The sequence below is a fragment of the Candidatus Pelagibacter sp. Uisw_099_02 genome (genome assembly GCF_047727625.1).
Classification (GTDB): domain Bacteria; phylum Pseudomonadota; class Alphaproteobacteria; order Pelagibacterales; family Pelagibacteraceae; genus Pelagibacter.
The window spans coordinates 182,050-202,364 of record NZ_CP159822.1 but is presented as its reverse complement, the minus strand read 5'-3'; the positions used below and the strand labels follow the sequence as shown (position 1 = coordinate 202,364).

General features: G+C 30.0%; 18 protein-coding genes and 1 tRNA gene. 7 read left to right on the top strand and 12 right to left on the bottom strand.

Going from position 1 to position 20,315, the window contains the following annotated elements:
• Positions 1-8: 8 nt before the first annotated feature.
• Positions 9-974: an acyltransferase family protein gene (locus ABXT47_RS01055; protein ID WP_415308762.1), complete on the bottom strand. Its 966-nt coding sequence runs from the start codon at positions 972-974 to the stop codon at positions 9-11.
• Between the two features lie 108 nt (positions 975-1,082).
• On the opposite strand from ABXT47_RS01055, the gene nadA reads away from it, so the two are divergent.
• Positions 1,083-2,072 carry a quinolinate synthase NadA gene (nadA, locus tag ABXT47_RS01050; protein ID WP_415308760.1) on the top strand — a complete coding sequence of 330 codons (990 nt, stop codon included), beginning with the start codon at positions 1,083-1,085 and terminating at the stop codon, positions 2,070-2,072.
• Between the two features lie 5 nt (positions 2,073-2,077).
• Positions 2,078-2,911, top strand: a complete 834-nt coding sequence (gene nadC / locus ABXT47_RS01045; RefSeq protein ID WP_415308758.1) for a carboxylating nicotinate-nucleotide diphosphorylase — start codon at positions 2,078-2,080, stop codon at positions 2,909-2,911.
• A 10-nt stretch (positions 2,912-2,921) separates the two neighbouring features.
• On the opposite strand, the gene ppdK is transcribed toward nadC, so the two are convergent.
• Genes ppdK through ABXT47_RS01025 form a run of 4 tightly spaced genes read right to left on the bottom strand, consistent with a single transcriptional unit; the run spans position 2,922 to position 9,331 of the window.
• Complete coding sequence (ppdK, locus tag ABXT47_RS01040) at positions 2,922-5,585, bottom strand: pyruvate, phosphate dikinase (RefSeq protein ID WP_415308757.1); 2,664 nt, start codon at positions 5,583-5,585, stop codon at positions 2,922-2,924.
• Positions 5,585-7,651, bottom strand: coding sequence for a glycine--tRNA ligase subunit beta (glyS, locus tag ABXT47_RS01035; protein WP_415308755.1), 2,067 nt, complete (start codon positions 7,649-7,651; stop codon positions 5,585-5,587). The genes ppdK and glyS overlap by 1 nt, the downstream gene beginning before the upstream one ends.
• The gene (locus ABXT47_RS01030) at positions 7,651-8,535 is read right to left on the bottom strand and encodes a glycine--tRNA ligase subunit alpha (protein WP_415308753.1); all 885 of its coding nucleotides are present in this window, start codon (positions 8,533-8,535) and stop codon (positions 7,651-7,653) included. Before ABXT47_RS01030 ends, glyS begins: the two co-directional genes overlap by 1 nt.
• Entirely contained in the window at positions 8,525-9,331 is an 807-nt protein-coding gene (locus tag ABXT47_RS01025) for a S49 family peptidase (protein WP_415308751.1), read from the bottom strand. The genes ABXT47_RS01030 and ABXT47_RS01025 overlap by 11 nt, the downstream gene beginning before the upstream one ends.
• 112 nt (positions 9,332-9,443) lie before the next feature.
• Here ABXT47_RS01025 and ABXT47_RS01020 point away from each other — a divergent pair, with 112 nt between their 5' ends.
• The gene (locus ABXT47_RS01020; RefSeq protein ID WP_415308749.1) at positions 9,444-10,457 is read left to right on the top strand and encodes a polyprenyl synthetase family protein; all 1,014 of its coding nucleotides are present in this window, start codon (positions 9,444-9,446) and stop codon (positions 10,455-10,457) included.
• Here the strand turns inward: ABXT47_RS01020 and pdxH are convergent.
• Complete coding sequence (gene pdxH, locus ABXT47_RS01015) at positions 10,454-11,080, bottom strand: pyridoxamine 5'-phosphate oxidase (RefSeq protein ID WP_415308747.1); 627 nt, start codon at positions 11,078-11,080, stop codon at positions 10,454-10,456. The genes ABXT47_RS01020 and pdxH overlap by 4 nt on opposite strands.
• Positions 11,081-11,113: 33 nt before the next feature.
• Here pdxH and aroC point away from each other — a divergent pair, with 33 nt between their 5' ends.
• Positions 11,114-12,196, top strand: coding sequence for a chorismate synthase (aroC, locus tag ABXT47_RS01010; RefSeq protein WP_415308746.1), 1,083 nt, complete (start codon positions 11,114-11,116; stop codon positions 12,194-12,196).
• Positions 12,197-12,206: 10 nt separating this feature from the next.
• On the opposite strand, the gene dxs is transcribed toward aroC, so the two are convergent.
• From dxs to ABXT47_RS00995, 3 genes are read right to left on the bottom strand one after another with little or no spacing between them, the layout of a single operon-like run.
• Positions 12,207-14,123, bottom strand: coding sequence for a 1-deoxy-D-xylulose-5-phosphate synthase (gene dxs, locus ABXT47_RS01005; RefSeq protein WP_415308744.1), 1,917 nt, complete (start codon positions 14,121-14,123; stop codon positions 12,207-12,209).
• Positions 14,120-14,992, bottom strand: a complete 873-nt coding sequence (locus ABXT47_RS01000) for a polyprenyl synthetase family protein (RefSeq protein ID WP_415308742.1) — start codon at positions 14,990-14,992, stop codon at positions 14,120-14,122. The genes dxs and ABXT47_RS01000 overlap by 4 nt, the downstream gene beginning before the upstream one ends.
• Entirely contained in the window at positions 14,982-15,227 is a 246-nt protein-coding gene (locus ABXT47_RS00995; RefSeq protein ID WP_415308740.1) for an exonuclease VII small subunit, read from the bottom strand. The genes ABXT47_RS01000 and ABXT47_RS00995 overlap by 11 nt, the downstream gene beginning before the upstream one ends.
• A gap of 20 nt (positions 15,228-15,247) precedes the next feature.
• On the opposite strand from ABXT47_RS00995, the gene ABXT47_RS00990 reads away from it, so the two are divergent.
• On the top strand, positions 15,248-16,180 hold the full coding sequence (locus ABXT47_RS00990) for an L-threonylcarbamoyladenylate synthase (protein WP_415308738.1): 933 nt from the start codon (positions 15,248-15,250) through the stop codon (positions 16,178-16,180).
• A 16-nt stretch (positions 16,181-16,196) separates the two neighbouring features.
• Here ABXT47_RS00990 and ABXT47_RS00985 read toward each other — a convergent pair.
• A tRNA-Arg gene (locus tag ABXT47_RS00985) sits at positions 16,197-16,273 on the bottom strand.
• A 23-nt stretch (positions 16,274-16,296) separates the two neighbouring features.
• Between ABXT47_RS00985 and ABXT47_RS00980 the strand changes: the two genes are divergently transcribed.
• Both ABXT47_RS00980 and rpoH read left to right on the top strand, forming a co-directional pair.
• Positions 16,297-17,277, top strand: a complete 981-nt coding sequence (locus ABXT47_RS00980; RefSeq protein WP_415308736.1) for an RluA family pseudouridine synthase — start codon at positions 16,297-16,299, stop codon at positions 17,275-17,277.
• 54 nt (positions 17,278-17,331) lie between these two features.
• A complete protein-coding gene (rpoH, locus tag ABXT47_RS00975; RefSeq protein WP_415309358.1) occupies positions 17,332-18,213 on the top strand; it encodes an RNA polymerase sigma factor RpoH in 882 nt (293 codons plus the stop codon).
• On the opposite strand, the gene ABXT47_RS00970 is transcribed toward rpoH, so the two are convergent.
• The gene (locus ABXT47_RS00970; RefSeq protein WP_415308734.1) at positions 18,210-19,502 is read right to left on the bottom strand and encodes an adenylosuccinate synthase; all 1,293 of its coding nucleotides are present in this window, start codon (positions 19,500-19,502) and stop codon (positions 18,210-18,212) included. The two genes, rpoH and ABXT47_RS00970, sit on opposite strands and share 4 nt — an antisense overlap.
• A complete protein-coding gene (thiD, locus tag ABXT47_RS00965; RefSeq protein ID WP_415308733.1) occupies positions 19,502-20,314 on the bottom strand; it encodes a bifunctional hydroxymethylpyrimidine kinase/phosphomethylpyrimidine kinase in 813 nt (270 codons plus the stop codon). The genes ABXT47_RS00970 and thiD overlap by 1 nt, the downstream gene beginning before the upstream one ends.
• Between the last annotated feature and the right edge of the window lies 1 nt (position 20,315).

The window sequence follows — 20,315 nt, the reverse complement described above, 5'->3', positions numbered from 1 at the left end:
ATCAATATTTAACTTAAAATTTTTTTATCAAACTTTATCTTAATAAAATTGGCTATAGGCTTCTCAACAAAAGTATGAATAAAACAAGCAAATAAAACTACTAAAATAAAGATAAAAATTTGCCATATAAAAAATGAGTTATATTTATCATAACTAAAAATACTTTCAAAAATATAAATTGTAGGTAAGTGAGTTAAATATATTGAATATGAGGCATTACCTAAATAGAGTAGAAATTTAGACTGAAAAATTTTATCTTCAATTAAAAGAAGTGATAGAACTATTAAGAAGGATGGCACTCCCCAATAAACAAATCTTAGATAAGTAAAATTATTTTTATAGATAGCTATATCTGTATAAATTAGTAAAAAAAAACCAGTCAAAGCTAAAAAAATATAATATATGTGATTAATTCTCTTAAAAAATTCTAATCGATATATCAAATAAATTATAATTCCAAATCCAAACTCAGCAAAATGTCCATATTTTTTTTCTGAAAAAATAACAAAATCTATTAAAATTACTGCACACAAAAGCATTACTAAGATTAATATAATTCGAATATTTTGTTTTGAAAAAATAAGTATTGAAAAAGAACAAAGGGAATAAAAAATAAATTCATACTCTAGAGTCCAGCCAACTGCTAATGGCGGAGATGTTTTATAAAATTTAATAAATGTAATTGCCTGTAATGAATGGAGTAAATTTGGAAAATCTATAAAACCTATAATTATTGCAAATAGAGTAATCAGATAATACAGAGGAGCTATCCTAAAAAATCTAGACATCAAAAATTTTCCGTAGGTCCGTTGATTTTTTTCCATTATATAAAGTATTATAAACCCACTTATAACAAAGAATATATCAACTCCCTGTTCTCCTGTTTCAATATCATATGGATAAGCAAATACATGATTGGCAGCTACCATTAGGGCTGCTATAGCTCTTAAATATTGTATTGAATATATAGTCATAATTTAAAATACATATAATTATACTTTCTAAAAAATAAGTATAGCTTTGATAATTCTATGCGTCAGAATAATAAATGACAATAGTCAATTCTATTGATAGGTTTTATTATGGAATTTACAGAAGAAGTAAAAAAATCAACAAATAGTATTTATCAAAAAATCTCAAAAGTTTTACCTGAGATAGAGTGGCCAATTCATGCACCTTATATTCATAGGATTAATCAATTAAAAAAAGAAAAAAATGCAGTGATCTTAGCTCACAACTATCAAACACCTGAAATTTATCATGGTGTTGCAGATTTTGCTGCGGACTCGTTAGCTCTTGCGATAGAAGCTTCAAAAACTAGTGCTGATATTATTGTAATGGCAGGAGTTCATTTTATGGCCGAAACTTCTAAGTTAATGAGTCCTGAAAAAAAAGTTTTACTTCCTGATATGACTGCTGGTTGTTCTTTATCATCATCAATTACAGGTAAAGATGTAAGATTATTGAAGGAAAAATATCCAGGAGTACCTGTTGTGTCTTATGTAAATACTTCAGCAGACGTTAAAGCAGAAACAGATATTTGCTGCACATCTGCAAATGCAGTAAAAATTGTTGAGTCGCTTGGAGTTAAAAAAGTTATTTTTTTACCTGATGATTATTTAGCTAAATATGTTGCTTCTCAAACAGATGTTGAAATCATTGCTTGGAAAGGTATCTGCATGGTCCATGACCAGTTTAATGAAAAAGAAATACATGATATTAGAAAAAAAAATCCTGGGATTAAAATAATAGCTCACCCAGAATGTCCACCTGATGTAATTAAAGCTAGTGACTTTGCAGGATCAACTGGTGGAATGATTAAGTATGTTGAGGACAATCAACCAAAGAAAGTAATGATGGTTACTGAATGTTCAATGAGTGACAACATTCAAGTAGAAAACCCAAATGTAGAATTTATTAGACCATGCAATCTTTGTCCACATATGAAAAAAATTACATTACCAAAAATTTTAAATTGTCTAGAAAATGAAACTGGTGAAATCATAATGGATAAAGAAATAATAGAAAAAGCAAGAATTCCCGTTGAAAGAATGGTTGTAATTGGCAGATAATAAAAGTGTCTCAAATTAAATTAAGCAATTATTATATAAAAAACATTGTAAAGCTTGCTTTAAATGAAGATCTATACCCTTCTGGTGATATTACTTCAAATTTAGTTAAAAATAGTAAGATAATAAAAGTTAAATTAATTTCTAATCACCAAGCAGTGATTGCTGGGTTGGAGTTTGCAAAACAAACATTTAAATTAATAGATAGTAAGATTAAATTTATTATCAAAAAAAAAGAAGGCTCCAAAGTTATTAAGAATGATGTAGTAGCAACCATTGAAGGTAAGGCTGAAAATATTCTAATTGGTGAAAGAGTTGCTTTAAATTTTATGAGTCATATCTCTGGGATTGCTACTAAAACTAATCAATTTGTTAAGCGAGTTAATAAAAAGTGTAAAATTTGCTGTACTAGAAAAACAATTCCAACCTTAAGAATTATACAGAAATATGCTGTTAAATTAGGTGGAGGCACTAACCATAGATTTAACCTAAGTGATGAGTTTTTGATTAAAGATAATCACATAGCAAGTTCAGATATCAAAACTTTAGTATCTCTTGCAATTAAAAATAAAAAAGGACGAAAAATAACTGTAGAGATTGATAATTTAAATCAGCTTAAGCAAATAATGGGTTTAAAATTTGATACAGTCCTGTTTGATAATATGAACAGTAAAATACTTAAAAAAGGTGTTAAAATTGCTCAAAAATATTATGAAACTGAGGCGTCTGGAAATGTAACTTTAAAATTAGTTAAAAAAATTGCAGCTACAGGTGTAGACAGAATCTCAATAGGTAGTATCACTCATAGTACTTCAGCAGTAGATTATAAATTAGAGATCTAAATCCTCGATATTATTTTTTTTTAGATAGCTCTGCTTGAGCAGCAGCTAATCTTGCAACTGGAACTCTATAAGGTGAGCAAGAAACATAATCCAAGCCTACATTTGAACAAAAATGAATACTTTTGGGATCGCCACCATGCTCGCCACAAATTCCAAGTTTAATTTTTTTATTTTGTTTTCTGCCTCTTTCTACGGCAATTTCAACTAAATCACCTACCCCATCATCAATTGAAATAAATGGATCAATAGAAAATATCTTATTTTCAATATAGTCATTTAAAAATTTACCACTATCATCTCTGCTTAAGCCAAATGTTGTTTGGGTTAAATCATTAGTACCAAAACTAAAGAACTCGGCATGTTTCGCTATATCATTTGCTTTAATAGCTGCTCTTGGTAATTCAATCATAGTACCAACTAAAAAATTAATCCTAACTTTTGTATTTTTTTGAACTTCTTTTGCGACTCTTATAACTAAATCCTTCATTATTCTAATTTCAGCTTCTGTTGATACTAATGGAATCATAATTTCAGGAAATGCTGATTTAATTTTTTTTATTTTAAGTTCAGATAAAGCCTCAAAGATTGCTCTACACTGCATTTCATAAATTTCTGGAAATGAAATCCCTAATCTACAGCCTCTATGTCCTAACATTGGATTTTGCTCATGTAATTCATTAATTCTAGATTTAATTTCTTTTAAAGGAAGACCCACAACAGTTGCCACATCATTAATTTCTTTTTCTGTTTTGGGAAGAAACTCATGTAATGGTGGATCTAATAACCTCACTGTAACCGGTAGACCATTCATAATTTTAAATATCTCAACAAAATCTTTTCTTTGATGTGGTAAAAGTTTTTCTAAGGCTTTGTTTCTATCTTCTTTTGTTTTTGATAAAATCATCTCTCTAACTGATAAAATTCTTTCTTCATCAAAAAACATATGTTCTGTTCTACAAAGACCAATGCCCTCGGCCCCAAAGTCTCGTGCGGTTTTAGTATCAAGTGGTGTTTCTGAGTTAGTTCTAACTTTTAATTTTCTATAACCATCAGCCCAACTCATTAGTTTTGAAAAATCTCCAGAAATTTCAGGTTTTACTGTTGGTACTTCTCCTAAAATAATTCTACCTGTTGAGCCGTCAATTGTGATAATGTCCCCTTCCTTAACCTCAATAGATGTTGTTTTAAAAGTTTTAGCTTCATAATTAATATCAATTTCACTAGAGCCAGATACACAAGGTCTCCCCATGCCTCTTGCAACAACTGCTGCATGACTTGTCATTCCGCCTCTTGAAGTTAAAATTCCTTTTGCCGCATGCATTCCATGAATATCTTCTGGTGATGTTTCAACTCTTACCAAGATAGTATCTTGCATCATATCATTTAATCTCTCAGCTTCTTCTGATGAAAAAACTACCTTACCACTTGCAGCACCAGGAGAAGCAGGCAAACCACTTGCTATAACATTCACTGAACTTTTCTCATCTAATGTGGGGTGTAATAAAGTATCCAAAGAATCCGGATCTATTCTCATCACTGCTTCTTTTTTTGAAATCAATTTTTCTTTAACCATGTCAACAGCAATTCTAACTGCAGATTTTGAGGTTCTTTTTCCCGACCTTGTCTGCAGCATCCACAATTTATTTTTCTCAACTGTAAATTCAACATCTTGCATATCTTTATAATGTTTCTCTAAAACTTTTAAAATTTTGTCTAATTGTTTAAACACTTTAGGCATAGATTCTTCCATTGAAGCTTCTTTTGCTTTTGCATCTTTTCTAGCTTTTTTTGTAATATATTGAGGAGTTCTGGTTCCTGCCACAACATCTTCTCCCTGGGCATTAATTAAGTATTCACCATAAACTTCATTGATTCCATCAGATGGATTTCTTGTAAAGACAACTCCAGTTGCACAATCATCACCCATGTTACCGAATACCATAGACTGAACATTAACTGCAGTTCCCCATTCAGCAGGAATTTGATTTAATTTTCTATAAACTTTTGCTCTATTGCTTTCCCAGGATAAAAATACGGCACTAATTGCTCCAAGTAGTTGATCGTACACATTTTGTGGAAAATCTTTTTTAGTTTGATCCTTAACAACTTTTTTAAAGTCATTAATTAGACCTTCCCAATCATCTTCATCTAGATCAGTATCTAAAAGAACACCTTTTGTTAATTTGTAATTTTCTATCAGCTCTTCAAAATGGTAGCTTTCTACTCCCATTACAACATTTCCATACATTTGAATAAATCTTCTATAGCTATCTTTTGCAAATCTCATATTGGAAGTTTTTTTTGCAAGTGCGATTACCGTTTTATCATTTAAACCTAAATTTAAAATTGTATCCATCATACCAGGCATAGAAACCCTAGCACCAGATCTGACAGACAATAATAATGGGTTTTTTAAATCACCAAATTTTTTTCTAACTTCTTTTTCAATATCTTTTAATTCTTTTTTTATGGTAATAACTATTTGCGAATTTAATTTCTTTTTATCTTTATAAAACAGGTCACACACGTTAGTAGATATTGTAAACCCCGGGGGAACAGGCAGTCCAATTCTTCCCATCTCAGAGAGATTTGCACCTTTTCCACCCAAAAAATTTTTTGGATTCTTAATTTTACTTGAGTCTTTAGATTTAAAATTTAATATTAATTTCTTCACTATTTGGTCTCTATATTTGAAAAACTTATGTAATTATCAAAGGTTCTACATAACATTTGCAAAAGTTCCAATCTGTTTTTTTTAATATTAATATCCTCATGATTAACTTTTACATTATCAAAAAACTCATAAATAACTTTTTTAGCACTTGCTAAATTTGTGAGAGATTCGATGCAGTCTTCATCTTTATTTATATTCGTGAAATACTTCCTTAATTCATTAATCTTTTTTAATAAATTTTTCTCATAATCATTTTTGAAAATACCAGGGTCAGTTGTATTTGATAATTCAATTTTGCTATTTTTTAATTCATTTTCTAATATGCTTGATGCCCTCTTATAACTAGTGACTATATCCTCACCAACTTCCTTCACGATAAGGTTATTTAGAGTTGAAGCTTTTTTGTATATTTTATTCATATGATCTATTCCATACGAGCTAATACTAGCTTTTATAATATCAATTCTAATTTTCTTTTCCTTCATGTAGTATTTTAATCTATCCATCAAAAATTCTGATAGCTCACTTTGGAATAAATCATTTGATAATTCAAAACCTTGGTCTCTGTGAAGTGAGGTCGAATAGCTAATTAGATCTTTAATCTTAAACTCTTTATTGTTATCAATTAGTAATTTTATAATACCTAATGCTGACCTTCTTAGTCCATAAGGGTCTTTTGAGCTTGTTGGTTTTTGATTGATTCCGAAAAACCCAACTAAAGTGTCAACTTTATCAGTTAGAGCTAAGGCAATACTAAATGGTTTTTTTGGTGTTTTACTATCAAGACCTATTGGGAGGTAATGTTCACTTATCGCTAAAGCTATTTCTTTATCAAAACCTTGTTCCATAGCAAAATATCCCCCCATAATCCCTTGAAGCTCTGGAAATTCACCAACTAAGTCTGAAATTAAATCAACTTTACAAATTGATGCTGATAGCTCGACTTGATCTTTGCTAATTAATAATTCATCAGAGATCATTCCTCCAAGTTTTCTCATTCTTTGAATTTTATCAAAATAAGACCCTAAACCTTTAAAGTAATTCATAGTTTTTAGTCTTGAAACTTGTTTTACTAAATTTTGAGATTTATTTTTGTTCCAAAAAAATTGGGCATCGCTTAATCTTGCCTCTACAACTCTTTCGTTCCCTACTTTTATGAAGCCCTTGGTATCTTTATTATTTGCTACTACTAAAAACTCATTCGTAATTTTACCTTTTTTATCAAAAGTTGGAAAATATTTTTGATGAAATTGCATTGTAATTATTAAAATTTCTTTTGGTATATCTAAAAATTTTTCATCAAACTTACATATTAAGATATTAGGTTGCTCAACTATATCTGTAACTTCATCAAAAAGTTTATTATTAGATTCAATGCTGAAGTTTTTCTTATTAGATATTCTTTCAAATTCTTTAACAATAAAATCTTTTCTTAATTTATGATCTATAATTATACCTGATTGCTTGAAAAAAAATTTATAACTTTTAAAATCTTTAAATATCTTTTGCTTATCTTCAAATTCTTTATCGGTAAATGTTGTATTTGAAGATATCAAATGATGAAATTTGAAACTCAAGCTTTTACCATCAAAAACAGCAAGAATAGATTTCAGAGGTCTTGCCCAATTAAGACTGTAATTTCCCCATTTCATTGATTTTTTCCATTGAAGTTTATCAAGAATTAAAGGTGCGTGCTCTTCTAATAAATTAATTGTATTAATCTTTTTTGAAGGCTTCTTAAAAAAATAAAACTCTCCTTTTTCAATTTTTTTTTTAAGTAAGTTTTTTTTTTCTATTTGATTTGATCTTAAAAAACCTTCTATGGCTTTTTCTGGAGCATTAACATTTGGCCCTTTTATTTCTTCAACTTTTTGAGTTATTTCTTTAGATAGACCTTCAAATAGAATTATAAGACGATTTGGTGTTGAAAAAGAAGAACTTTTTTTAAATAAAATTTGTTTTTCTTCAAATAATTTCTGGAAACTTTCAAGTAAAGTATGACGTGAATTACGCTGTAAACCAGCTGGTATCTCTTCGCTAAATAGTTCTAAAAAAAATTCTGACATTAATCTGTTTGATTACTCAACCAACTTTCAGCAACTGCTTTTGTAATATCTCTAATTCGCCCTATATATTCTGCCCTTTGAGCAACACTTATAACTCCCCTTGCATCCAAAATATTAAATACATGACTTGCCTTTAAGCATTGATCATATGCTGGTAATGAAATTTTTTTTTCTACTAATGATTTTGCTTCAAGCTCAAGCATATCAAACATTTTAAATAGATTGTCTGTATTAGCGTGTTCAAAATTATATGCAGAAAATTCTTTTTCTGCTTGAAGAAATATATCTCCATATTTTACACCTGCATCATTCCATAAGAGGTCATAAACATTTTTTTTTTGTTGCGTAAACATACAAATTCTTTCAAGACCATATGTGATTTCAACTGAAACTGGCCTACATTCCATTCCTGCCATCTGTTGAAAGTAAGTAAATTGAGTAATCTCCATTCCATCACACCAAACTTCCCAACCCAATCCTGCAGCACCTAAAGTTGGGCTTTCCCAATCATCTTCAACAAATCTAATGTCGTGTTCTTTATGGTTAATACCAATTGCTGCTAAACTATTTAAATAAATTTTTTTAATGTTATCTGGTGATGGTTTAATTAAAACTTGAAATTGATAATAATGTTGTAATCTATTTGGGTTTTCACCATATCTTCCATCTGTAGGTCTTCTTGAAGGCTGAACATAAGCTGCTTTCCAGGGCTTTGACCCTAAAGATCTTAAAGTTGTTGCTGGATGAAAAGTCCCAGCTCCCACTTCAATATCGTATGGTTGAAGAATAATACAGCCTTGTTTTCCCCAATATTTTTGAAGATTCAAGATGGTATCTTGAAATGATTGAATTTTAAGTTTTATAATTTTTTCTTTAAAAGCCATATCTTTGCCAGATAGATCTTTCCTCTAGAATGTTTGCTAATTGATCAACTTGATTACTAGATGAAGAAAATTTTTTACTTAACCAACCTTTGGATTTTTCAAATTTTTTAATAACAATATCGTCACCAAATTTTTCTTTTAAAATTTCATTAGCATTCCCCAATCCATCAATCAAGCCAAGCTCCTTTGCTTTACTGCCTGCCCAAAATTCTCCTGAGAATAGCTCAATACCATCTTTTTTTAGTTTAGCTCCTCTACTTTCTTCTACAACTTTAATAAAATCTTTATGTAGGTCTAATTGAATATTTTTAAGCCTTTCAATATCCTCAGATTTTTCTTCTTGGAATGGATCAAGTGAACTTTTGTTTTTTCCAGCAGTATGAACTCTTCTTTCGACACCAATTTTTTTAATCAATTCTGTAAATCCAAATGATGAATAAATAACTCCTATAGATCCAATAATTGAGCTAGAATTTGCATATATTTCATCACCCGCGCAAGCTATTAAATAACCACCAGAGGCGGCAACATCTTCTGCAAATACCATTACTTTCTTATTATTTTTTTTAGCTTGAGCTCTGATAAATCTATAAATTAAGTGTGATTGTACTGGCGATCCACCTGGTGAATTTATAGTAATTGCCACTACTTTTCCTTTTTTTAAAGAAAAAGCTTTTTCAATGATCTCTTCTTGTCCCGCAAAATCAATGCCTTGTTTAAACTTACCAGCATTACCTATAACACCATTTAGCCTAATATGAGCTATTATTTTTTTCTTTTTAAAAAAAGAGAACATTGTTAATCCTTATAGAGTTTTTGATTTAATATAAAGCCTACTTATAGTTGAAGATTAAGGTGCGTCAATTGATAAGTAATAAATATAACTTAATTATACTAACTTATTTTTTATGGGAACTGTAGTTCAGCTTAAAAACCAAATAAATAATTCTTATTTTCAATTAAAAGATTCGGTTGATGAAAAATTAGTTTTAGTTGAGGAAAAAATTAAGACAAAACTTTTAAGTGATATTGATTTGGTTCAAAAGATGACTGACTATCATATTGAAACAGGGGGCAAAAGATTAAGAGCGCTATTAACTCTTGGATCAGCTAAACTATGTGGATATACCAAAGGGGGTCGAGATATTAATCTAGCAGCATGTGTTGAAATGATACACGGAGCAACTTTAATGCATGATGATGTTATTGATCTTGGAAACGTAAGAAGGGGGAAGAAAACACTAAATTCAATATGGGGAAATCACTCTTCTGTTTTAATTGGGGATTATCTATTAAGTAGGTGTTTTGAAATGATGGTAGAAGATGGAAATTTAGAAGTTTTAAAACTTTTATCTTCAACTTCTTCAAAAATTGCACAAGGAGAAGTATTACAACTTCAACACAAAGGTGAAGTTGATATGCTAGAAGAAACTTATTTAAAGATTATAACAGCAAAAACAGCTGCACTTTTTTCTGCAGCAACTAAAGTTGGTGCAATTTTATCCAATAAAGGAATAAAAGAAAAAGAAGCGCTAGAGTTTTATGGTAAAAACTTAGGTTTAACATTTCAAATTGCTGATGATACTTTAGATTATAATTCTGACTTAAAAGTTTTTGGAAAAAAAATTGGTAAAGATTTCTTTGAAGGTAAAATTACTTTGCCTATAATTTTATTGTTTCAAAATACAAATTCTATTGAAAAAAATAAACTGAAGGATATCTTTAAACAAGATAATAGATCAGATGAAGATCTACACTTTACTTTAATGCTTATTAAAAAACATGATATAATTAAAAAATGTTACAAAAAAGCTGAACATTTCATTAATCTTGCATCAAATTCCTTAACAGCGTTCGAGGAAAGTGATGAGAAAAAAAATTTAGAAAATCTTACTTCTTTTAGTTTGGAAAGAACGTTCTAGGGACTCAACAAAGACTTATTCCAATTACCAGCCTCATCTTTAGTATACTTAAGTCTTTCATGAATTCTACTATCACCATCTAACCAAAATTCTATACTTGTAGGTATTAAATTCCAACCTGACCAATGATCTGGTCTTGGGACTTCATTTTTATTATTATATTTTTTCTTATATTCCTCTATTGAGTTTAAAAGTTCATCTCTATTATGCAATACAGAACTTTGCTTTGAGGCCCATGCACCAATTCTACTTTCATAGCCTCTAGTGTTGTAATATTCATCAGCCACTTTATCAGAAATTTTTTGTACCACACCATTAATCCTTATTTGCCTTAAAAGACTTTTCCAATGAAAACACATTGCAGCTTTTGGGTTATTTTTTAGATCATTTCCTTTTTGACTATTTAAATTTGTATAAAAAATAAACCCATCTTTATTAAAGTCCTTTAATAAGACCATCCTAATTGATGGAGAATTATTGTGATCAGATGTTCCAAACGCCACTGCATTTGGGTCATTTGGTTCTGTTTTTTTTGCTTCATTCATCCATTTTTCAAATAAGTCTATTGGATCATTTTTATCTAAAAAGCAGTTATTAAGGCCTAATAAGTTTTTTTGATTCATAATTTTAACAAAATAATCTATATAATAAAGATAATGTCATTTAATACTTTTGGAAAGCAATTTCGTTTCACAACTTGGGGAGAATCTCATGGTCCAGCTTTAGGTTGTGTTGTTGATGGCTGTCCACCCAATATAAACTTAAAAGAACAAGATATTCAAGTCGAGTTAGACAAAAGAAAGCCTGGACAGTCAAAATTCACAACACAAAGAAAAGAAGATGATAAAGTTCAAATTTTATCAGGAGTGTTTGAAGGTAAAACAACTGGAACACCTATTTCTTTGATTATTTACAATCAAGATATGAGATCAAAAGATTATGGAGATATCAAAGATAAGTTTCGACCTGGACATGCTGATTTCACATATTTTAAAAAATATGGAATAAGAGATTATAGAGGTGGTGGAAGATCTTCTGCAAGAGAAACAGCTGCAAGAGTTGCCGCAGGTGCAATTGCTAAGAAAGTTCTAGAAAATAAGTTAGGTAAAAAATTTAAAGTCGTAGGTGCAGTTATTCAATTAGGAATATTGGGATGTGATACTACTAAATGGAATGACCAAATAATTAATAAAAACCCATTTTTTTGTCCAGATAAGAATATACTAAAACTTTGGGAAAAATACTTGTTAGATGTAAGAAAATCTGGATCATCTTGTGGTGCAGTAATTGAAGTAAGAGCTAGAGGAATTCCTGTTGGTTTAGGTGCTCCAATTTATTCTAAATTAGATATGGATATTGCTTCTGCAATGATGAGTATCAATGCCGTTAAAGGAGTTAATATTGGTTCAGGCATGAACTCTGCACAATTAAGTGGAGAACAAAACTCAGATGAAATTTCACAAAAAGATAAAAAATTGAAATTTAATTCTAATAATGCTGGTGGAATACTTGGTGGAATTTCTACAGGACAAGAAATTGTTGTCTCATTTGCAGTTAAGCCGACATCATCCATATTGACTACTCGAAAAACTATAGATAAGTTTGGGAAAAATACCACCATCTCTGTTAAAGGTAGACACGATCCTTGTGTTGGCATTCGTGCAGTTCCTGTAGGTGAAGCAATGATAAATTGTGTTTTATTAGATCATTACTTAATGAACAAAGCTCAGTGTAGCTAATATTTTAAATTTAATTTTTAACTACTTTAATAGAATCTTTTGTAAATAAAATATCTAATATTTTTTTTGAAATTTGAGACGCATTAAGGCCTGCAACGTCATACATTTTTTTTGGGTTATCCTGTTCGATGAAAATATCGGGTAATGTCATAGATCTAAATTTTAAACCTTTATCAAATATACCTTTTTCTGATAATAGATTTTCTACATGAGAGCCAAAACCTCCTATAGAACCCTCTTCTACAGTAATCATTACCTCATGTTCTCTGGCACACTTTAAAATAAGCTCTTGATCCAAAGGTTTAGCAAACCTTGCATCAACTATTGTTGATTGAATTCCTTTATTTTTTAATTCTTCAGCTGCAATTTTACATTCTTCTAATCTTGTTCCAATACTTAAAATACAAACTTGTTTTCCTTCTTGAATAATTCTCCCTTTTCCTATCTCTACTTTCTCATCTATGGATGGTAATTCCAATCCAATTCCATTACCTCTTGGGTATCTAATAGCACTTGGTTTGTTATTAATATTCATCGAAGTATTGATCATTTTAACTAGTTCTGATTCATCACTTGGAGCCATAACTATAAAATTTGGAAGGGTAGAGAGATAAGTAATATCAAATGAACCTGCGTGAGTTGATCCATCAGCGCCAACCAAACCTGCTCTATCAATTATGAACCTCACAGGTAAACTTTGAATAGCAACATCATGGACCACTTGATCATATGCTCTTTGTAGAAAAGTTGAATAAATTGCAACATAGGGTTTATAGCCTTCTGTAGCTAATCCTGCAGCAAAAGTAACTCCGTGTTGTTCAGCTATCCCAACATCAAACATTCTTTTCGGAAACTCTTTAGCAAAAATATCCATACCTGTTCCACCTGGCATTGCAGCTGTAACTCCTACAATTTTACTATCTCTTTCTGCATGTTTAACCAAAGTATTTGCAAAAACTTTTGTATAGGCTGGTAGATTAGTTCCACTTTTTACCTGCTCTCCAGTTACAACATCAAATTTTGAAACACCATGATAATGATCAGTTGCCTTTTCAGCATGCGAATAACCTTTTCCTTTTTGTGTTTTAATATGAATCATAATTGGGCCTTGGTGTTTAGAATCTCTTGCATTTTTTAAAATTGGCAAAAGAGTTGTCAGATCATGTCCATCAATTGGACCAACATAATAAAATCCTAAAGAATTAAAAAGAGTACCACCAGTTACAGCTGAACGTAAAAAATCTTCAGCTTTTCCAGCTCTTGCACTGAATCTTTTAGAAAAAGCTGAGGTAATTAATTTAAATGTTTCTCTTAAATTAAAATAAACTTTTCCTGTTAAAAGTTTTGCTAAATAAGTTCTCATAGCACCTACAGGCTTAGCAATTGACATGTCATTATCATTTAAAATGACAATCATTTTAGTTTTTGAAGCACCTGCGTTATTCATTGCCTCATAGGCCATCCCTGCACTAATTGCACCATCTCCAATAACAGCAATTACATTGTTTGATTTATTGGAAAGCTTGTTTGCTTCAGCTATTCCTAAGGCAGAGGATATAGAGGTTGAGCTATGTGCCGCACCAAATGGATCATATTCACTTTCAGATCTTTTAGTAAACCCAGATAATCCATTGCCCTGCCTTAAAGTTTTAATTTTTGATTTCCTACCCGTTAGAATTTTGTGAGGATATGTTTGATGGCCAACATCCCAAATTAATTTATCATTAGGAGTGTCAAATATATAATGCAAGGCAACTGTTAACTCAACAACACCCAAACCCGCACCTAAATGTCCACCTGTTTCAGAAACAGCATTAATCATTTCCGCTCTAACTTCATTAGACAACTCTTGAAGGTTATTTTCAGATAGCTTTCTTAGGTCAGAAGGAAAACTTATATTTTTTAAAAATTTATAATCGTGTGTCATTTATTTCTTGTTAAAATATATTCTAAAGTTTCGTTCAAATTATTAGGGTTTAATTTACGCTTTTTTAAATCTTTAATTATTTTAAATTTAATTTTATCACCATACTTAATAGCATTTTGATACCCCAGTAAACTGATTAAAGTTGCTTTACCTTTTTTCTTATCTTTACCTGTTATTTTTCCAGCAATTTTAGAAGAGCCCTTGAAATCAATAAGGTCATCTGCTATTTGAAATAAGAGACCAATACTTGACCCAATACTTTCAAAAAACTTTATGTCTTTTTTATTTTTCTTTTTAATAATTGCTGGCACAGCACAACAAAAACTAAATAACTTTCCCGTTTTTTTTATTTCCATATCTATGATTTTACTTCTAGGTATTTTTTTCTTTTCATAGCTTAGGTCTAAATACTGACCGCCTGCAATTCCCAGATGTCCAGAAGATTCTGATAATTTTTGAACTAAATCTACTTTTGTTTTTTCATTAATTTTTAAGTTTGAACTAGTTAAAATTTCAAACGCCATTGTTAGAAGTGAGTTTCCAGCTAACACTGCGGTAGATTCTCCAAATTTAATATGTGTAGAAGGCTTTCCTCTTCTCAACTTGTCATTATCCATACAGGGCAAATCATCATGAATGAGAGAATAAGCATGAATACACTCTACTGCAGCACCCACAGCAATTAATGTTTTATATCTAATTTTAAATATAGCTCCTATGTCTAATAAAATTTTTGATCTAATTTTTTTACCACCTGGAAATAAACCATACTTCATGGCTATAACTAATTCTGTTTTTTTTTGTTTTTTAATAAATTTTTTTAAAAAAAAATTAGTATCTTTTGCTAGTCTAACAAGTTTACTTTTCATTTTTTTTTGAAGTTATATTATTAATTTTTTTCTTTGTTTCTTCGTTAATTATCTTTGTGGTTTTGTGAAATTTTTTTTGAATAATATTATTTAAGTTTAAAAGCTCTTGATAAGAATCAATTGAATTCTGGAGATTTTTTTCTTCTTCTAGGAATTCAATAATATTATTTGCTTTTTTTGTTAACTCATCAAGTGATTGTGAGTTATTATCAAGTGGTAAATTTTTATCTTTCATATAATAATAATTATTAATACATGAAATCTAATCAATCAAATATCAAAAAAGCAAAAAAATACCTTAATAAAAATTACTGTATAGGCGTCCCAACTGAAACTGTTTATGGCTTAGCAGCCAATGCTTACATAGATTTAGCAGTAAAAAAGATTTTTGATTTAAAAAAAAGACCTAAAAATAACCCACTAATTGTTCATTATAATGACATTGATTCTCTAAAAAAAGATTGTTTAATTAATGATAATTTCATCAAATTGTATAAAAAATTTTCTCCTGGCCCAATAACATACGTTCTAAAATTAAAGAAATTTTCTAAAATTTCGAAATATGTTACTAATAATCAAAAAAGTTTAGCAGTAAGATTTCCAAAACATCCTTTGCTTAAAAATTTACTAAAACAATTAGATTATCCACTAGCAGCACCAAGTGCAAATAGATCTTCAAGAGTAAGTGCGGTTAAAAAAAATGATGTTAAAGATGAATTTGGTAATAAAATTAAATACATTTTAGATGGAGGGGTATGTAATATTGGTATCGAATCTACTATTATTAACCTTATAGGTAAGCCCACTATATTAAGATTGGGTGGTTTAGATGTCTCAAAGATTCAAAAAATATTAAAATTAAAATTAAATTTAGCTATCAACCCTAAAAGGAAAGTCGCACCAGGCCAGTCTCTTCTACACTACTCTCCAGGCATTCCTCTGAAAATGAATATAATAAAACCAAAAAATGATGAAGCATTTATAATAATTAAAAAGAGAAAGAATAAATCAAAAAATTATTTTCACTTAAGTTTTAAAAATGATTTAAATGAGGCTGCAAAAAATTTATATTCTTGTTTAAGAAAAATAAAAAATAAAGGTTATAAATCGATCGCAGTAGAAAAAATTCCTAACAAAGGATTGGGTAAAGCTATAAATGATAGATTACAAAGAGCATCTATGTATTAAATATCTAGTTTAATGGTGGTGCGCCTGCTAGGAGTCGAACCTAGAACCTCCTGATTCGAAGTCAGGCACTCTATCCAGTTGAGCTACAAGCGCATATAGTATTAATATTACATTTTATGGAAAAAAACATTAATTTAATAGTTGAAGAAAGTGAAAATAATCTCAGGCTTGATGTATTCATTAACAAAAGAGAGAAGTTAATTAGCAGAACTAGAATCAAAAATTTAATTCTAAAAGAAAAATTAAAATTAAATGATGCAATAATTAATAGTCCTTCAAAAAAAATCTCCACAGGTGATAAAATCGAACTTCATATTCCAGAACCAAAAGAAGCTTCTTTAAAACCTTATAATTTTAAATTAGAAATTATTTATGAAGATGATGATTTATTGGTAATTAATAAACCAGCTGGAATTATCATGCATCCTGGAGCTGGTAATTATGATAAAACGATTGTTAATGCCTTAATACACTATAATAAAAACTCATTATCTACAATTGGAGATGAATTAAGACCAGGTATCGTGCATAGAATAGATAAAGATACCTCTGGATTAATAGTAATTGCAAAAAATAATATAACACATGAAAATTTATCTCATCAATTTAGTGAGCATACAATTACAAGGGTTTATCAACTTTTAATATGGGGAAAACTCAGACCATCATCTGGAAAAATTGACACTTTTATAACAAGAAGTTCAAAAAATAGACAAATGATGGAGATTAGTAGCTCCAAAGGTAGAAGGGCAATAACGAATTATAAGACTATAGAAATTTTTGAAAATGATAAAACTCCCACATTAAGTTTAGTTGAGTGTAGATTGGAAACGGGAAGAACGCACCAAATAAGAGTTCATATGACTCATATGGGCAACAGTATTATGGGAGACGGTAAATATAAAAAAAAATATAAAAAACTTAAAAATATAGACACCAGTCTAGAAAGCTTAATTTATAAATTGGATAGACAATTTCTTCATGCTCAAATGCTAGGTTTCATTCATCCAAAAACTAATGAAGAGATGATTTTTACCTCAATTTTGCCACAAGAACTTGAAAATATTCTATTATTGCTAAGAAATACTGGCAAATAAAGCCTTGAAATAATATTATAGTTAATTAAATAAATACAACTTATGAATACTACTATGAACAGTAATCTTCCATCGCTTTCAAACGAAGGCGGACTATCAGCTTATCTTGAGCAGATTAAAAAATTTCCAATGCTGGCAGCAGAAGAAGAATATATGCTAGCGAAGAATTGGAAAACAACAGGAAACGTTAAAGCTGCTGAAAAACTTGTAACCAGCCACCTTAGACTAGTTGCTAAAATTGCAATGGGTTATAGAGGGTATGGCCTGCCAGTTAATGAAATGATTTCTGAGGGAAATGTGGGCTTGATGCAAGCAGTAAAAAAATTTGAACCTGAAAAAGGTTTTAGGCTAGCAACTTATGCAATGTGGTGGATTAGAGCTTCTATTCAAGAATACATATTGAGATCTTGGAGTTTAGTAAAAATAGGAACAACAACTGCTCAAAAAAAGTTATTTTTTAATTTAAAAAAGATTAAAAATCAAATTGCCCCTCAGTCTGAAGGTGATTTAAGGCCTGAGCATGTAAATGAAATAGCTAATAAGTTAGATGTTAGTGAGAATGAAGTCATTTCAATGAATAGACGACTTTCTGGGAAAGAGTTTTCTTTAAATGCACAAATTGGTGAGGATGGTGATGAGTGGCAAGACTGGTTAGTTGATAAAGAACTAGATCATGATCTTAAATTTGCACATCAAGAAGAGATGATACAAAGACAAAGCCTATTAAAAGATTCTATAAAAATTCTTAATGATAGAGAAAGAGAGATTCTTTACTCTAGAAGATTAAATGATGAACCTACTACTTTAGAGGATTTAAGTAAAAAATATAAAATCAGCAGAGAAAGGGTTAGACAAATAGAAAATAAAGCTTTTGAAAAAATTCAAAAACATATGCTTTTATCTGCTAAATCAAAAAATTTACTTCCCTTAAACTAAACTTCAAACGGATTTTCTATAAGAATTGTATCTTCACGTTCTGGACTTGTAGAAATGCTTGAAACCTTTGTGCCTATAAAATCTTCTAGAGCATAAATGTAATTTTTTGCATTTTCTGGCAATGCCTCTATATTTTTGATCCCTTGAGTGGGACTTTTCCAGCCAGGGAAAGTTTTATAAATTGGTTTTATTTTTAGTTGATCTTCAACTGCAGCTGGTAGATAATCCATTTTCTTTCCATCAAGTTCATATTCAACACACATTTTAATTTCATCTAATTCATCTAACACATCTAATTTAGTTAACGCTATTCCATCTATGCCTGAAATTTTAATTGTTTGTCTAACCAAAACACCATCAAACCAACCACATCTTCTTTTTCTACTAGTGACAGTACCAAATTCCTTTCCTCTAGAACCAAGCAATTCTCCAATATCATCTGTTAACTCAGTTGGAAAAGGTCCTTCACCAACTCTGGTAGTATAGGCTTTTGTTATTCCAAGAACATAATGAATGGAGTTAGGACCACAACCAGTTCCTGTAGCAGCGGCAGATGCAACAGTATTGGATGATGTTACAAAAGGGTACGTTCCATGATCTACATCAAGTAGTATTCCTTGCGCACCTTCAAATAATATTCTTTTTTTTTGTTTTTTAAATTCATCAATTCTAAGCCAAACAGGTTGAGAAAACTTTAATATTTCTGGAGCAATCTTTAAAAGTTCTTCTTTAAGTTTATCTTTTTCAAAAATTTTTTTACCCAACCCTTTTCTAATTGCATTATGATGAAGAAGTACTGTTTCTAACCTGTGATCTAGATTGGTCTCAGATCTTAAATCCATAACACGGATTGATCTTCTTCCTACTTTATCTTCATAGGCTGGTCCAATTCCTCTTCTTGTTGTTCCAATTTTTCCTTTTCCAGCAGCATCTTCTCTTATTTCATCCATCTCTCTATGAAATGGCAAAATAAGATTTGCAGATTCTGAAATTATAAAATTATCCACATTAACCTCAACACCCTTAGATCTAATTTCTTCTATTTCCTCTAATAGTGCCCAAGGGTCAACAACAACTCCATTTCCTATAATAGAAATTTTATTTTTTCTTACAATTCCAGAAGGAAGTAATCTTAGTTTATAAGTTATTCTATCAATTACTAATGTATGTCCTGCATTGTGTCCTCCTTGAAAACGGATAACGACATCTGCTTGGTCAGATAACCAATCAACTATTTTACCCTTTCCTTCGTCACCCCACTGAGATCCAACAACTACAACATTTTTCATTATCTAAATTTTTTTTCTATTGTTACTGAACTTAAATGGTTGATAGGTCCGTGACCTTTACCAAATTTAAGGTTTGAATTTATTGAATTGTGTACATACTTAGTTGCAAGCTCACAAGATCTCTTTAGGGTTTTTCCACATGAAAAGAATGTAGAAATAGCAGAAGAAAGAGTACAACCAGTACCATGTGTATTCCTAGTTGTAATTTTTTTATTTTTTATAATAAAAATTTCATTTTTATTTACAAAAATATCTTGGACAATATTAGATTCTAAATGACCACCTTTTATAAAAACATTTTTTGCGCCTAATTTGATCAATATACTGGCAGCAAAAATCATATCTTCTTTTGTTCTTATTTTAGTTTTAGTTAATATTTCAGCTTCTGGAATATTGGGAGTTATTAAACTAACTTTTTTAATTAGTTCATTTTTTAATAATTGAATTGCTTTATCATCAATAAGTTTTGCACCACCTTTAGCAACCATAACAGGATCTAAAATTATTTTTTTAACTTTAATAAGGTTTAGTGAGTGAATTACTGATTTTATTACTTTTGTAGAATGTAACATTCCAATTTTTACAGCATCAGGTTTAATGTCTTTTGAGGTAAATTCTATTTGATTAGAAATTTCTTTTGGATCAATTGGCACTATTGATTTTACACCTGTTGTATTTTGGATTGTAACAGCTGTTATTGCTGTCATTGCATACGAACCTAAAGCAGTGATAGTTTTAATGTCAGCTTGAATGCCAGCACCACCAGATGAGTCTGATCCTGCAATAACTAATATTTTAGATTTTGGTTTCAAT